The organism is Streptomyces sp. NPDC045956 (genome assembly GCF_056430705.1).
Genome location: NZ_JBWKKZ010000005.1, coordinates 361,961 through 375,398, shown reverse-complemented (window position 1 = coordinate 375,398; position 13,438 = coordinate 361,961). Strand labels below are relative to the sequence as shown.

Genomic DNA, 13,438 nt, shown 5'->3' with positions numbered 1-13,438 from the left:
ACCGACGGGCCGGTCACCGGTCGAGGCCGTAACGCGCGCGGGCCAGGGCGACCGAGGACGGGGCGACCTGCCCGGAGCGGGCCAGCCGGACCAGCGCCGTGACCACGATCGACTCGGCGTCCACCTCGAAGTGGCGACGCACGGCCTCACGGGTGTCCGAGAGTCCGAAACCGTCGGTGCCCAGGGAGTAGTAGTCCTGCTCCACCCACTGGCTGATCTGGTCCGGCACCTGCCGCATCCAGTCGCTGACGGCCAGCACCGGCCCCGGCGCGCCGGCCAGCGCGGCGGTGACGTACGGCGTCCTGTCCTCTCCCCGCATCCGTGCCGCGTCCGCCCGCATCGCGTCGCGGCGCAGCTCCGTCCACGACGTCACCGACCACACGTCGGCGTGCACGTCCCAGTCGGCGGCCAGGAGTTCCTGGGCACGGAGCGCCCAGTGGACGGCCGTACCCGAGGAGAGCAGTTGCAGGCGCGGGCCGGTCGTGGTGGGTTCGGCGGACCGGAACCGGTAGACGCCCCGGACGATGCCCTCCTCGATACCCGGTACGGCGGGCATGGGCGGCTGGATCCTGGGCTCGTTGTACACGGTCAGGTAGTAGAAGACGTCCTCGGACCGCTCGCCGTACATGCGGCGCAATCCGTCCCGGACGATCACCGCTATCTCGTAGGCGAACGCCGGGTCGTAGCTGATCGCCGCCGGGTTGGTGGAGGCCAGCAGGTGCGAGTGGCCGTCCCCGTGCTGGAGGCCCTCACCCGTCATCGTGGTGCGCCCGGCGGTGCCGCCGACGACGAAGCCGCGGCCCATCTGGTCGGCCAGCGCCCAGAACTGGTCGCCGGTCCGCTGGAACCCGAACATGGCGTAGAAGATGTAGAACGGGATCATGGGCTCGCCGTGGGTGGCGTACGAGGTCGCGGCGGCCGTGAACTCGGCCACGGAACCGGCCTCGGTGATGCCCTCGATGATCACCTGGCCGGTCCTGCTCTCCTTGTAGTAGAGCAGCTGGCCGGCGTCGACCGGGTCGTAGGTCTGCCCCAGCGGGGAGTAGATCCCGGCGGTCGGGAACATCGACTCCATGCCGAACGTGCGGGCCTCGTCGGGGATGATCGGCACCCAGCGCGCACCCGTCCGTTCGTCCCGCATCAGGTCCTTCACCAGCCGGACCAGCGCCATCGTGGTGGCCGCCTCCTGGTTGCCGAAGCCCTTCTCCAGCGCCTCGAAGGGCTTGGCGGGCGGCTCGGGCAGCGGCCTGGCGACCACGCGCCGCGACGGCACCGGACCGCCCAGCGCGGCCCGCCGCTCGTGCAGGTAGCGCACCTCGGGCGAGTCCGGCCCCGGGTGCCAGTACGGGATCCGGTCGCCCGCGAGGGCGCTGTCGGGGATGGGAAGTTCCAGCGTGTCGCGCAGCGCACGGAACTGCGCCGTCGTGAGCTTCTTCATCTGGTGGTTGGCGTTGCGGGACTCGAACGCCGAGCCCAGCGTGTGGCCCTTGACCGTCTGGGCGAGGACCACGGTCGGCGCGCCCCGGTGCTCGACGGCGGCCCGGTAGGCGGCGTACACCTTGAGGGGTTCGTGGCCGCCGCGGGAGTTCTCGAACAGCTCGACCACCTGGGCGTCGCTCAGGGAGGCGGACACGGCGGAGAGCACGTCGCCGGTGAAGAACCTCTCCCGGATGTAGGCGGCGTCCCGTGCGGCCAGCGTCTGGAGCTGCGCGTCCGGCACCTCGCCCAGACGCTTCACCAGGTCGCCGGTCGCGTCCTGCGCCAGCAGCGGGTCCCAGGCCTCACCCCACAGGGTCTTGACCACGTTCCAGCCCGATCCGCGGAACCGCGCCTCCAGCTCCTGCACGATCTTCGAGTTGGACCGCACCGGACCGTCCAGGCGCTGGAGGTTGCAGTTGACGACGAAGGTGAGGTTGTCCAGGCCCTCGCGGGAGGCCAGGGTCAGCGCGGCGATCGACTCCGGCTCGTCCGTCTCCCCGTCGCCGAGGAACGCCCACACGCGTGAGGCGGAGGTGTCCTTGATGCCGCGGGCGTGCAGATACCGGTTGAACCGCGCCTGGTAGACGGCGCCGAGCGGGCCCAGCCCCATGGACACCGTCGGGAACTCCCAGAGCCACGGCAGCCGCCGGGGGTGCGGGTAGGAGGGCAGGCCCCTGCCACCGGCCTCGCGGCGGAAGGCGTTCAACTGCTCCTCGTCCAGACGGCCTTCGAGGAACGCCCGGGCGTAGATGCCCGGGGAGGCGTGCCCCTGGAGGAACAGCTGGTCGCCCGATCCGTCACCGTCCTTGCCGCGGAAGAAGTGGTGGAAGCCGATCTCGTAGAGCCAGGCCGCGGACGCGTACGTGGCAATGTGCCCACCGAGCCCTAGCGGCGCCCCGTTGCTGACCATCGCGGCAGCGTTCCACCGGTTGAGCGCGGTGATCCGGGTCTCCGTCTCCAGGTCACCGGCGTACGCCGGCTGGGCGGCGACCGGGACGGTGTTGATGTAGTCGGAGGACAGCAGGCCCGGCAGGGACATCCCGGATCGTGCGGCGAACTCGTGCACCCGCCGTACCAGGTAGACCGCTCGCTCGGGTCCGGCGTTGCGCACGACGGCGTCCAGGGAGGCCTGCCATTCGACGGTCTCCTCACGGTCACGGTCGGGCAGCTGGTCGAGCTCACTGGGCGCGGAGGCCCCGGTGAGCCGGGACGGGTCATTCATGGCGGCCTTCCTGGCACTGCGTGGTGGTGGGAACGGCGGACGCGGACGGTGCCGCGCGGCAGCCCGGTGGGCGCGCCGCACGCCCACGCGGACGGACGACGCACCACCGTGTCGACTACCCCATGACCGGACGGCTCCGGATGTTGTGACAGGCGGACCGTCCGCCGCCGCCGTCGCACCATCGGGCGGACCAGGCCACAGCATGCTCCCTGCTCTCACACGCTCCATGACACGAACCGTTGCTCGCACCAGTCACACGGTGTGTAGGGTCGCGTATGCCGGGTCGGACGACCCGCGCAGGTGCTTCCGTCCGCGCGGAAGCCCTCGACGACGCGAGGGACAGCACATGAGACGAGTTCGCCTGGGCCATCACGGCCCCGTGGTGTCGGCCCAGGGCTTCGGCGCCATGGGCCTGAGCGGGGCGTACGGAGCCGGCGCCGACGAGAAGGAGGCCACCGCCACCCTCAACCACGCGGCGGACCTGGGCATCACCCTGTTCGACACGGCCGAGTCCTACGGCCCGTTCGAGAACGAGCGGCTGCTCGGCCGCGCCCTGGCCCATCGCCGTGACGAGGTACTCCTGGCGACCAAGTTCGGTCTGGACTTCTCCGACGACGGGCAGCCCGGTCCACTGGACGGCCGTCCCGCGCACATCCGACGAGCCGTAGAACGCTCCCTGCGGCGCCTGGACACGGACCGCATCGACCTCTACTACATGCACCGCCTGGACCCGGCGACTCCGGTGGAGGAGACGATCGGCGGTATGGCCGAACTGGTGGCGGCCGGGAAGGTGCGCCACATCGGGCTCTCGGAGGTCTCCGCGGACACCGTCCGCCGTGCCCACGCGGTGCATCCGCTCACCGCCGTGCAGTCGGAACTGTCGCTCTTCAGCCGGGACCCGCTGGCATCCGGCGTCAAGCGGACCCTGGACGAGCTGGGCGTCGGGCTGGTCGCCTACTCGCCCATCGGCCGCGGTTTCCTCTCCGGGGCCATCCGCAGCGTGGACGACCTGGACGAGGACGACTCCCGCCGGGAGCTGCCGCGCTTCGCCCCGGAGAACATCGCCGCCAACCTCGCGCTGGTCGACCATGTCCGGGTCGTCGCCGAGCGGCACGGGGCCACCCCGTCCCAGGTGGCGCTGGCCTGGGTGTCGGCCCAGGGGGCGATCCCCATCCCGGGTACCAGACGCCGCACCTACCTGACCGAGAACGCCGCCGCCGCCGACCTGGTACTCACCGCGGAGGACCTCGCCTCGCTGGACGCGGTGGTCCGGCCCGAGGCCGTACGGGGAGCCCGCTACACCCCGCGGCAACTGGCTTCGACCGACCGCTGACCCGGGTGCGGGCCACCCCACTCGCAGGCAGGCCGGGCCCCCGCTGCGCAGGCCGTCCCGGTGCGCAGCCACTGGCATCGGACGAGTGGGCGCCCGGAACCGCATGCGGGTGGTCCCGTCGAGGGGAAGGCACTCGGCTGCCGGTGCGAGTCGGCAGCGCCCGGACGGTGCCGCCGCGCGTGGCGTTGCCGAAGCGGCCCACCGACTCCTCTCCCGGCACTCGGCAGACGACCCGGCAGGCGGCACCCACCCGCGTACGTGTAAATGTCACACATCGACTCCGTCTTCGGTCACATGGGGCGCAAGCCACCGAAATGCCCGCACCATCCGGAGGAGAAACACCGTGAACGACATCGTTCTCGAGCCCGCCGCCCAGTCCTTCGCCGACGCCACGGCGCAACCGCCCCGGCTGCACGAACTGGGAGTCGACGGCGCCCGCAAACTGCTCGACGACGTGCAGGCGCAACCCGTCGAGAAGCTCGACGTCGACGAGAAGTGGACGACCGTTCCCGCCGAGGTCGGCGACGTGAGGGTGCGCGTGGTCCGGCCGGCCGGCAGCACGGGCGTCCTGCCCGTGATCCTCTACGTCCACGGAGGCGGCTGGATCCTGGGCAACGCCGGCACCCACGACCGTCTGGTGCGTGAGCTGGCCGTGGGCGCGGACGCGGCCCTGGTGTTCGTGGAGTACGACCGCTCCCCGGAGGCGAAGTACCCCGTCGCCATCGAACAGGCCTACGCCACCGCCCGGTGGGTCGTGCGCGAGGGTGCCGGGGAGGGCCTGGACGGCAGCCGCATGGTCGTCGCCGGTGACTCGGTCGGCGGCAACATGGCCGCGGCTCTCGCGCACATGGCCAAGCAGCGCGGTGACGTGAAGTTCCTGCACCAGTCGTTGTACTACCCGGTCACGGACGCGGCCCAGGACACCGAGAGCTACCGGACCTTCGCCGACGGCCCGCACCTGACGGCGAAGGCCATGGGGTGGTTCTGGGACGCCTACACCACCGATCCCGCCGAGCGCGCGCACATCACGGCCTCCCCCCTGCGCGCGACCCTGGAGGACCTGCGGGGGCTGCCTCCGGCGCTGGTGATCGTCGATGAGTGCGACGTGCTGCGCGACGAGGGCGAGGCGTATGCCCGCAAACTCGTCCAGGCCGGCGTGCCGACCACGAGCGTCCGCTACAACGCGACCCTGCACGACTTCATGATGCTGAACCCGGTGCGCGGGAGCCGTGCCTCGGGTGCGGCTGTGGAGCAGGCCGTCCACGTGCTGCGCCAGGCATTGGGAACCGACTGACGCGCCGGGCACCCGGCAAGGCACGGCGTAGAAGTACCGGGGCGCGTCCCCCGCGCCCCGGTAACCGTCGGCCTCGGGGGAGGGAAGGGGCGGAGGGGCGAACGGGGTAGCCCCGCGTGCACGGAGCCCCCACAGGTTCGATTCTGTGATCATGAGCATCCGTCCCTGGGCCGTCGTGGAACCGCCGGACGACCGCGGCCTTCGTCGTGTCACGGTAGGTGGCAAGGAGATCGGCAGCGCCTGGTCCCCGTCCGAGTTGCGCACGGTGCTCGGTCGCCTCGGCTACCCGGAGGACGTGGATCTGGCGGACCGGTCCTCCCTGTGCTGGCGCGGCGGGGACAGCGACGTCTGGCCCGACCGGACCTGGCGCAGACGCTCGGTCATGGCCCTCATGGTGGCCGGGCTGCTGGTGTCCATGGTGCTCAACGCGGTCATCGGCTGGCCGGACGCGGCGGGAGCCCTGACCTTCGCGCAACGGATCACCGGAGTCCTGTTCGTCCTTTCCGGGCTGGTGCTGGGCGCCGCGGCCGTCGCGGCGCTCGACCACTGGGGGCGACGGCAGTTCAGGGCCTCGGGAGCGGTCGTCCTGCTCGGCGTGATCGTCGCCCTGGCCACCGACGGCCTCCTGTTGCTGCTTTGGTTCGAGGAGCGGGAGTACACGCGTCACCTGCTGGTGTTCCTGCCCGCCGTGTGCTGGTCCCTCTGGGCGTTCTGCCTTCTCGTGCGCCAGAAGTCGTGGAAGGGGGTTCCCCAGCCCAAGAGGTTCGCGGCCGGGGTGGTCGCCACGGCCCTTCTGACGGCTGTCAGCCTCGCCTACTCGACCATGTACCAGCCGGCGGCCGCCCCGATGCACTTCACCCTGAAGGCGGAATTCGGGAAGGCCTGGAAGGACGACAACCTCGCCTTCGTGCACGTCCCCCTGACCCTGCACATGAAGAACACCGGAGGTATCCCGGTGTACATCATGAACGACATCTACACGGTGCGCGGCAGGGTCGCCCTGTATTCGCCGGGGGACGAGGGGCTGATGGAGGAATGGCGGCAGAGCGTCGGGAAGCAGGGAGCGCGCGAAGGGGAGGCCGAACTGTATGTCGACCGGCTCAGGTACTTCACCGTCAGCAGCGGACGGTTCTACGAGTCCGGCGACTCCCTCGACGTCGGCCAGGAACACTCCCTCAAGCGTGTGTTCCAGCTTCCCAGGAACGTCGGGTACGACACCGTGAGCGTGGACGTGCAGATCTCCTACATGCGGAAGGACCGGGGGAAGCTGGACGTCGAGGAATTCAGGTCATCTCACCCTTCGTGGAACGAGCGGGACAGGCGCTACTACTGCGAACCGACCGTATGCGGAGGACAGCTCATCTACCGCGCCAGAGTGCGGCACAACAACAACCTCATCAATGTGACGCGCAGACCGCGCTACGTGACGGCCGTCTGGTCCCCGGGGGGCCGGTTCATCTCCTCGATCTCGTCGGTCCCGTTCAATTTCTCCGGAGCGGGCGACTACGGCGAGGAGAGACGGGAGCTGGAGCGGTACGGAGCCGCCGGCGCCCGGGTGGATTCGGAGATCTCGGTGGCGGAGCTGTTGAATTCCGCAGGTGTCTGACCGGTCGCGTGCCGGTCAGGAGAGCCAGGTTCCCACGGTGATGCCGAACTTCTCCTCGAGGTACGTGGCAGTCTGCTCGCAGGACAGGGCGGATCCTCCCAGGCTTCCGAACAGCTCTTTGTGCGGGACGATTTCCGCCAGCTCGGTGATGAGCGGTACGACTTCGAACGGGCCGCGGGCGTTCTCGTTGTTGCGCAACTGAGCGAGGACCTCGAGCCGGTCGTCGGTCTTCTCCTCCGCCTTCCAGAAGTCCTTGACTCCTTCCCCTTCCCAGTCCGGGGGTACGAGCTTCTCCAGCCCCTGGGCGAGGGCGGACTCCGAGGTGGAATCGAAGATGGCACTGGTGCAGACCGCGGCGGCCTTGCCGAGCGACTCCTCCGGGCGCTCCTGGGCGGAGGCGGCCTGCTCCTGCTGGTCCTTCATGCGAGCGGTCTTGTCTTCGAGGTCCCTGGTCGCCTCGGACCGCTCCTCCGACGAGGTCTCGGGATCGCTGATCTTCTTCAGCAGGGCGCTGACCTGCTGAGTGGCGGTGACGAGTCGCTCGCGTTCCTCCGGTGGTGTCCTCTTGTCCTGAGTGATCTCGTCGGAGCCGCTCTTCTCCGAGAGCGCTCGCCTCACGGTGGCGTCCGGGGCCGGCGCCCCGCTCCCCTCCGGTGAGTGAGCCGATTCCCCGCCGTCAGCGCTGTGCTCCGCGGCGAAGGCGCTCTCCTCCACGCCGGCGAGCATCTTGTCCCGCAGTTCCTGCGGCGTACCGGGGGCACAGATCAGCGGCAGGGTGGACGTGGAGCGTTTGACGACCAGGATGAGCATGGACCGTTCCTCGGCCGGGGCACGGGGATCGCTGACCACCCGCAGCGTCGAGGTCACCTGCTTCACGACGGAGGTCAGCTCCCGGCGCAGCTCGGGCGGAGTCTGCGGGTCGCTGATCGCCGCCAGCGCGGTCGTCAGGTGCTCCGTGCTCTCGATGACGCCCTGCCGGTCCTGCGGCAGGGTCTCCGGGCTCTTCACCGTGGAGACGAGCGTGAGCAGTGTGTCCACGGTGGCCGTGAGCTCTTCGGGAACGTCTTGTCGCATCCCTTCGAGGTCCGTCGTGGCTTCCGCGATGCCGGTCTCCCGGTCGGGCGAAGGGGTTGAGGTCTGTCCGTCCGTGGTGTCGGTGTCCGGCGGCGGGGAGTCCTCGGGCGGCTCGCCGGGCGGGTCGGAATCCGGCTCCGTCGTGTCGCCCGGCTCCGGCTCCGTCGTGGTGTCCGGCGCCGGGGGCGTCACGGGACCGTCCGGTTCACCCGGCGTCGACGAAGGAGAGGGCGGCGGGTCCGTGACCCGCGCCGGCGCTCCGGCGGTGCCTCCGGGCATGTCCCGGGGATCCGCCGCGGCCACCGCCACACCCACGGGCAGGGCAAGTGCCGCTGCCACAACGGACGCACCGGCCGTGCGAAGGAGGTGTCGCCGAGAAATTCTGGCCATGATGGTTCCAGACACGCTTGGCGCCGTGCTGTTCTCGCGCACCCCCGACTGCGCGACTGACATGACGGACCACGGCAACTTCAGGTCCTCTACACACCACGCTACGACGATGACCAGGGGGCGGCAAACGTGCCGGCGCTCACCAGCGGGCCTCTCGGAGGGCGCTGATCCGGCACGTCCGCGTGCGCCCCCCGTGCGGTGCCGCCGGTGTCGTCGACGGTTCAACCGGCAACGTCGCAGCGGCAGTCGAGGGCAGGCCCGTCCCGGAGCGCCCAGGGTTTGCCGGCCCTCCTCGTCGGACGCATCGTGGAAGGACGGGGGAGTGCCGGCTGCGCGGCCGGTGGCTCGTACGGCTCCCGCCGCCCCCTTCGGTCTCACCCCGTGGTCGACACGATCCCGTGTGACGCAGAGGGAAGGACCCGCCGTGCCCACTCCATGGATGCCTCAAGCACTCAAAGCGGACGTAGGGGACCACGCGCCGTGTGACGCTGAGTTCCCGGCCCGCGCCATCGCCCACATCACGGCGGACCGGGAGGCCACCGCCGCCGCCCCCCAGGACCTGGTGCCCTTCGCGAATCTCAAGGGCTTCTTCACCGACGGCGGCAGGGGTTCGGCGCCGCACGTCCTCTGGGACCCCTTCACCGGAGCGTTCGCCCAGTTCCTGCCCGCCACATCCCGCAGCAAGGCCCTGTCCGACGCCCCCGGCGGCACGCGCACCAACCGGGCGGGCAAGGTCGTCCTCCAGATCGAGGCCCTGTTCTTCCCGCACTGCCGCGTCGGGGACGAGGTGTTCGCGAGGCTGGTCGACACCCCGTGCAGGGGCTGGGCCGAGCTGCACTCCTGGATCAGTTCCTGGGGCGTGCCGGACGTCTGGCCCATGGGCCGCCCGACCTCCCTGTCCCGCAACACCTGCCCGGCCGGTACGTGGCGGACGCGAGGCGGGTGGTACGCCCACGGTCAGGTCCCGGAGAACGATCACGTCGACCCCGGCTCCTGGCCCTCGTTCCTCACCGGGCCGGGAGAACCGACCCCTGCCAGGCCGCTGTTCGAGCCGTTCCCCGGTGCGTCCTTCTTCCAGGCGGGTCGCACCTCGCCCGTCATCGCGAGCATGCACGGCCGGCTGGTCGCCGAAGGATGCGGCCGCTACGCGACCGGCAGCCGGAAGGACGTGTGGGGCGCGGGTGACGTCCGGTCGTACACCGCCTGGCAGGAGAAGCTCGGCTTCGAGGGGGACGAGGCAGACGGTGTCCCTGGACGATTCAGTTGGGAGCAGCTCGAAGTGCCCCCGTCATGAAGCCGCCCGGATGCCGGGGGACGCCGGGCACGGGTGTGGTCCGACGCATCGTCAGAACCTCACCCGCCGGCGCGCCTCCGGGTTTGCGCGGGCCCTCTTCCGGGCGCATGGTGGAAGTGGCATGCATCTGACCGGCGGCCTTGCGAGTGCCCCGGGGGCGGCCACAGGACTGACCTCTCCTGCGCACTCCGATGCGCGGGCACCTCGTGTACACCAGGGCGACTCGGGTCGGGAGTCGGGTGCCGTGGGGGCACATGAGGAAGGAGTGAGGGCCATGCCTGCGTTGGCGCCATTCCCAGGAGCGGCGTTCTTCCACAACGGGCAGCGCAGTCCCGTGATCGCCTCGATGGGCAAGCGACTGGTGGCCGAAGGGTGCGGCAAGTACAAGAGCGGTCCGGGGCCCGTGTGGACGGAGGCCGACCGGGCTTCGTACGCCGCCTGGCAGAAGAAGCTGGGCCTCAGCAAGGACGACGCGGACGGCATTCCGGGGAAGCTCTCCTGGGACCGGCTGCGTGTCCCCTCGTCGTCGCCGGCACCGTCGGCCTCCGGCGGGCGCGTGGCGTCCCCCGTACCGGGGCACCCCGTCTCGACCCGCTACCGGGTGAAGGGGCGGCACTGGAGCCTCGGTTACCACACCGGCGCGGACTACGCCGCGCCGAACGGCACTCCCTGTGTCGCGGTACGGAGCGGTTCCATGGTCCGCAGTGGCAAGGACGGCAGCTTCGGCAACTTCCTCGTCCTGCGTGCCGGAAGATTCGACTACTGGTACTGCCACCTCTCCGAGCAGACCGTGAAGCGGGGTTCGGTCAGAGCGGGCCAGAAGATCGGGGAGGTGGGCTCCACCGGGAACTCCACCGGGCCCCACCTGCACTTCGAGAAGCGTCCGGCCGGTGGCGGTTTCGGCTCCGACCTGGCACCGACGTAGGGGCGGTACACCGAAGCCGCCTCGCTGCTGATGACACCGGTGCGTCGCGGGAGGCGTGCGTGCGTGCCCCTCGGCGGGCCGCACGGCTCCCGCGGCGCCCCCTGTGGGCGGCCGCGGTCGCACCGGCCGACGCGGACCAGGCGGCGCTACGCAGCCGCCCTGTGAGCGGCGTTACGCAGCCACCCTGTGAGCGGCGTTACGCAGCCACCCTGAACACCGCACTGTCGACTTGATCGGCGCACACGTCGACATGGGCACCGCACCGGCCCGCTGGGACAGCGCACAGGGCGCTCACCGGCCCTCACCGGCCCTCACTTGGACAACGCGCCGCCCTGGGACGGATGCAGGGGCGGCAGCCCCGAGAACGCGCCCGGTACCAGGACCGGTTCCAGCCGGACCCGATCCTGCCTGCTCAGGTAGCGTTCCAGCTCAGGCGGCCGGTAGCCCGTGTCGCGGTCGTACCGCTCCTTGGCGGGTACCGCCAGGAATTCGTTGCCGTCGGGCTCGCCGTCGTCGTTCACCGCCTGCCCCAGCGGCCGGTGCAAGGGCGTGGACAAGCGGTACATGCCCGTCCGGGAGACATGGAGCGGGCCGGAACCGTCCGGTCGTACGCGGAAGTCGGTGCTTTCCTGAGGCCGCATCACCTGGGGCCCCGTGGTGCTCAGCACCTCGGAGTCGAACTCCAGCCCGTGCCTGCGGGCGTGGTCCACCATCCACAGGAGGGCGATGTCCGACAGTCCGGTCTCCTCGTAGCCGCCGCCGACGTCACTGTGGACCCCGGCGAACCAGACCTGCTTCAGCTCCTGACCCCGCGCCGCCGCCCCGGGATGCTGGTGCCACAGCGTCGGCCGGAACGCAGAGCGCTGCTCGTCGGCGGCCAGCGCGTGGAAAGCCGCCTTGATACGACTGCTCAGCTCGGTGTTGTGGAACGCCCATCGGCGGTTGAAGCGGCTCGCCGCCGGCCGCAGCCACGTCGTGCTCGGTGCCGGGATGCCCAGGGCGCCGACGGTGTCCCACACCCCGACGAAGGCGATGTCCGTCTCCCGCGCGTACGAACGCCGGAACAACGTGGCGGCCGCGCCGTTCGGTTGCTCGATCCGGTCGCGGTAGAGAGCCCACGCGTCCGGTACACGGTCGGCGTGGTCGCGGCGCAGGATGCCACTGTTGCGTATCAGCCCGGCGAGGCTGCGGACGGTGAAGGCACCTCGACTGAACCCGAAGAGGAACAGCTCGTCGTCGGGTTCGTACGTCTCGACGAGGAACCGGTAGGCGTCCACGATGTTCTGCGAGAGCCCCATGCCGAACGCGCCGCCGCGCAGGCGCTCGCGCCGATGGGTGCCGACACCGCTGTGGTAGTAGACGCGTTGATCCCTCCCTGCGACGGACCCGGGCCGCACGGAGAGAGCCACTTTGGCGACGTTCGTCTTGCTCGGCTGGTCCGCGAAGTTCCACGTACCGTCGCAACAGACCACCAGACGCGCGGACATGATCATCCCTCCTCGCGCATGCCGTGGAGCGGCGCACGGCACCACTTCCAGGGTGACACCGTCCGGTGCGCCGCGCGACGCGAGGAACTGGGCCGAAGGCGGCGGCCGCGGGCGTCCCGGTGGCCATCGGCGGGGCGGGTCCGACCGGTGGTGCCGGCCGGCGCCGAGCGCACTCATCCTGGTTGCGGACGCCGGGCAACGGACGGATGCTGGAAGGGAGTTACGGCCCACTCGCTCCGGCCGCCGGTCCCGGCCGCCCGGGCGGGTCGACGTATCCGGTTCTCCCGCCGCGGCGCCATCGGCGGCAGCCGTCGCCGCTTGCCGATCGGTCGCATACCGGCGGTTCCCAGAGAGGCCCGCCACCATGCACCAGAGCGTCCGTGATCACTGGATCACCTTCAACGACCCGCTCGAGGGCCGAGTGCACTTCATGTACCTGGACCAGAAGGGATGGGTGAGCACGGGGATCGGCAACAAGATCGACCAGACGGAGGCGGCCGACTCCGCACCGAGTCCCGCGGAGCGGTCCGCGTCCCTGGCGCTCGCGGGCGAGCTGCGGTGGCTGGACGCCGACGGCTCCCCGGCGACGGCGGACCTCGTCGCCCACGACTGGGACAAGGTCAAGGCGCACCTGCACCTCGCCCGGCAGGGGCACAAGGCCTTCCAGCCGCCGTTCACCTCACTGCACCTGTCGGACGAGGAGATCGACCGCCATGTGTTCGCCAAGCTGGACCAGATGGAGGCGTTCCGCACGGCACAGGCCCCCGACTTCTCCGGGTTCGCCTCCTGGCCGGCCAACGCGCAGCTCGCGACGCTGAGCATGTGCTGGGCACTCGGACCGGCCTTCCGGTTCCCCAGGTTCCAGAGCCATGTGGCGGCGCGGGAGTGGAACGGCGCCGCGGACGAGTGCCACTTCACCCCGGACGAGGGGACCATCAGGATCCGGAACAGACTCGACCGGGCGCACTTCCTGCTGGCCGGGATCGTGGAGGACCGCGGCCTGCCCGCCGACCGGCTGGCCCTCGACCTGTCCGACGTGTTCGGCGTGCAGGGCGCGCTGCTCGTTCTCGGGTACGACCCCGGGGCCCAGGACGGGGCCGACGGGCCGCGTACCCAGGGCGCGGTCCGTGCGTTCCAGAACGACAACGGCCTCGCCCCGAACGGCTCCTGCGAGGACCCGGCAGCCCTGGCCGAACTGAGCGCGCGGCTGTCCGCCGGGAGCTTCACGGTGCTCGGGGTCTGACCGGGGACGTCAAGCCCGGAGCACTTGCCGCTCGCCCGGACCATGTCCCACCGCGTGAACCCGGATCAACACGATCCCCTATAGTGTGAAC

9 protein-coding genes are annotated in these 13,438 nt (G+C 70.7%); 6 read left to right on the top strand and 3 right to left on the bottom strand.

The genetic code is table 11. From position 1 onward, the window contains the following. Positions 1-13: 13 nt before the first annotated feature. Complete coding sequence (gene aceE / locus AC07FV_RS16275) at positions 14-2,701, bottom strand: pyruvate dehydrogenase (acetyl-transferring), homodimeric type (RefSeq protein ID WP_479087789.1); 2,688 nt, start codon at positions 2,699-2,701, stop codon at positions 14-16. 346 nt (positions 2,702-3,047) lie between these two features. Between aceE and AC07FV_RS16270 the strand changes: the two genes are divergently transcribed. The 3 genes from AC07FV_RS16270 (at position 3,048) to AC07FV_RS16260 (ending at position 6,934) form a co-directional block, all read left to right on the top strand. Further along, positions 3,048-4,034 carry an aldo/keto reductase gene (locus tag AC07FV_RS16270; protein WP_479087788.1) on the top strand — a complete coding sequence of 329 codons (987 nt, stop codon included), beginning with the start codon at positions 3,048-3,050 and terminating at the stop codon, positions 4,032-4,034. 343 nt (positions 4,035-4,377) lie between these two features. Beyond that, on the top strand, positions 4,378-5,328 hold the full coding sequence (locus tag AC07FV_RS16265) for an alpha/beta hydrolase (RefSeq protein ID WP_479087787.1): 951 nt from the start codon (positions 4,378-4,380) through the stop codon (positions 5,326-5,328). Positions 5,329-5,479: 151 nt separating this feature from the next. Beyond that, a complete protein-coding gene (locus tag AC07FV_RS16260) occupies positions 5,480-6,934 on the top strand; it encodes a hypothetical protein (RefSeq protein WP_479087785.1) in 1,455 nt (484 codons plus the stop codon). Between the two features lie 15 nt (positions 6,935-6,949). Here AC07FV_RS16260 and AC07FV_RS16255 read toward each other — a convergent pair whose 3' ends face one another. Next, positions 6,950-8,200: a hypothetical protein gene (locus AC07FV_RS16255; RefSeq protein ID WP_479087784.1), complete on the bottom strand. Its 1,251-nt coding sequence runs from the start codon at positions 8,198-8,200 to the stop codon at positions 6,950-6,952. Between the two features lie 637 nt (positions 8,201-8,837). Here AC07FV_RS16255 and AC07FV_RS16250 point away from each other — a divergent pair. Both AC07FV_RS16250 and AC07FV_RS16245 read left to right on the top strand, forming a co-directional pair. Then, positions 8,838-9,692 carry a peptidoglycan-binding protein gene (locus tag AC07FV_RS16250; RefSeq protein WP_479087782.1) on the top strand — a complete coding sequence of 285 codons (855 nt, stop codon included), beginning with the start codon at positions 8,838-8,840 and terminating at the stop codon, positions 9,690-9,692. 274 nt (positions 9,693-9,966) lie between these two features. Further along, positions 9,967-10,617 carry a peptidoglycan-binding protein gene (locus AC07FV_RS16245; protein ID WP_479087780.1) on the top strand — a complete coding sequence of 217 codons (651 nt, stop codon included), beginning with the start codon at positions 9,967-9,969 and terminating at the stop codon, positions 10,615-10,617. Between the two features lie 311 nt (positions 10,618-10,928). Here AC07FV_RS16245 and AC07FV_RS16240 read toward each other — a convergent pair whose 3' ends face one another. Continuing rightward, a complete protein-coding gene (locus tag AC07FV_RS16240) occupies positions 10,929-12,104 on the bottom strand; it encodes a DUF2235 domain-containing protein (protein WP_479087778.1) in 1,176 nt (391 codons plus the stop codon). 364 nt (positions 12,105-12,468) lie between these two features. Here AC07FV_RS16240 and AC07FV_RS16235 point away from each other — a divergent pair, with 364 nt between their 5' ends. Further along, entirely contained in the window at positions 12,469-13,347 is an 879-nt protein-coding gene (locus AC07FV_RS16235) for a peptidoglycan-binding protein (protein WP_479087776.1), read from the top strand. The last annotated feature ends 91 nt before the right edge of the window (positions 13,348-13,438 follow it).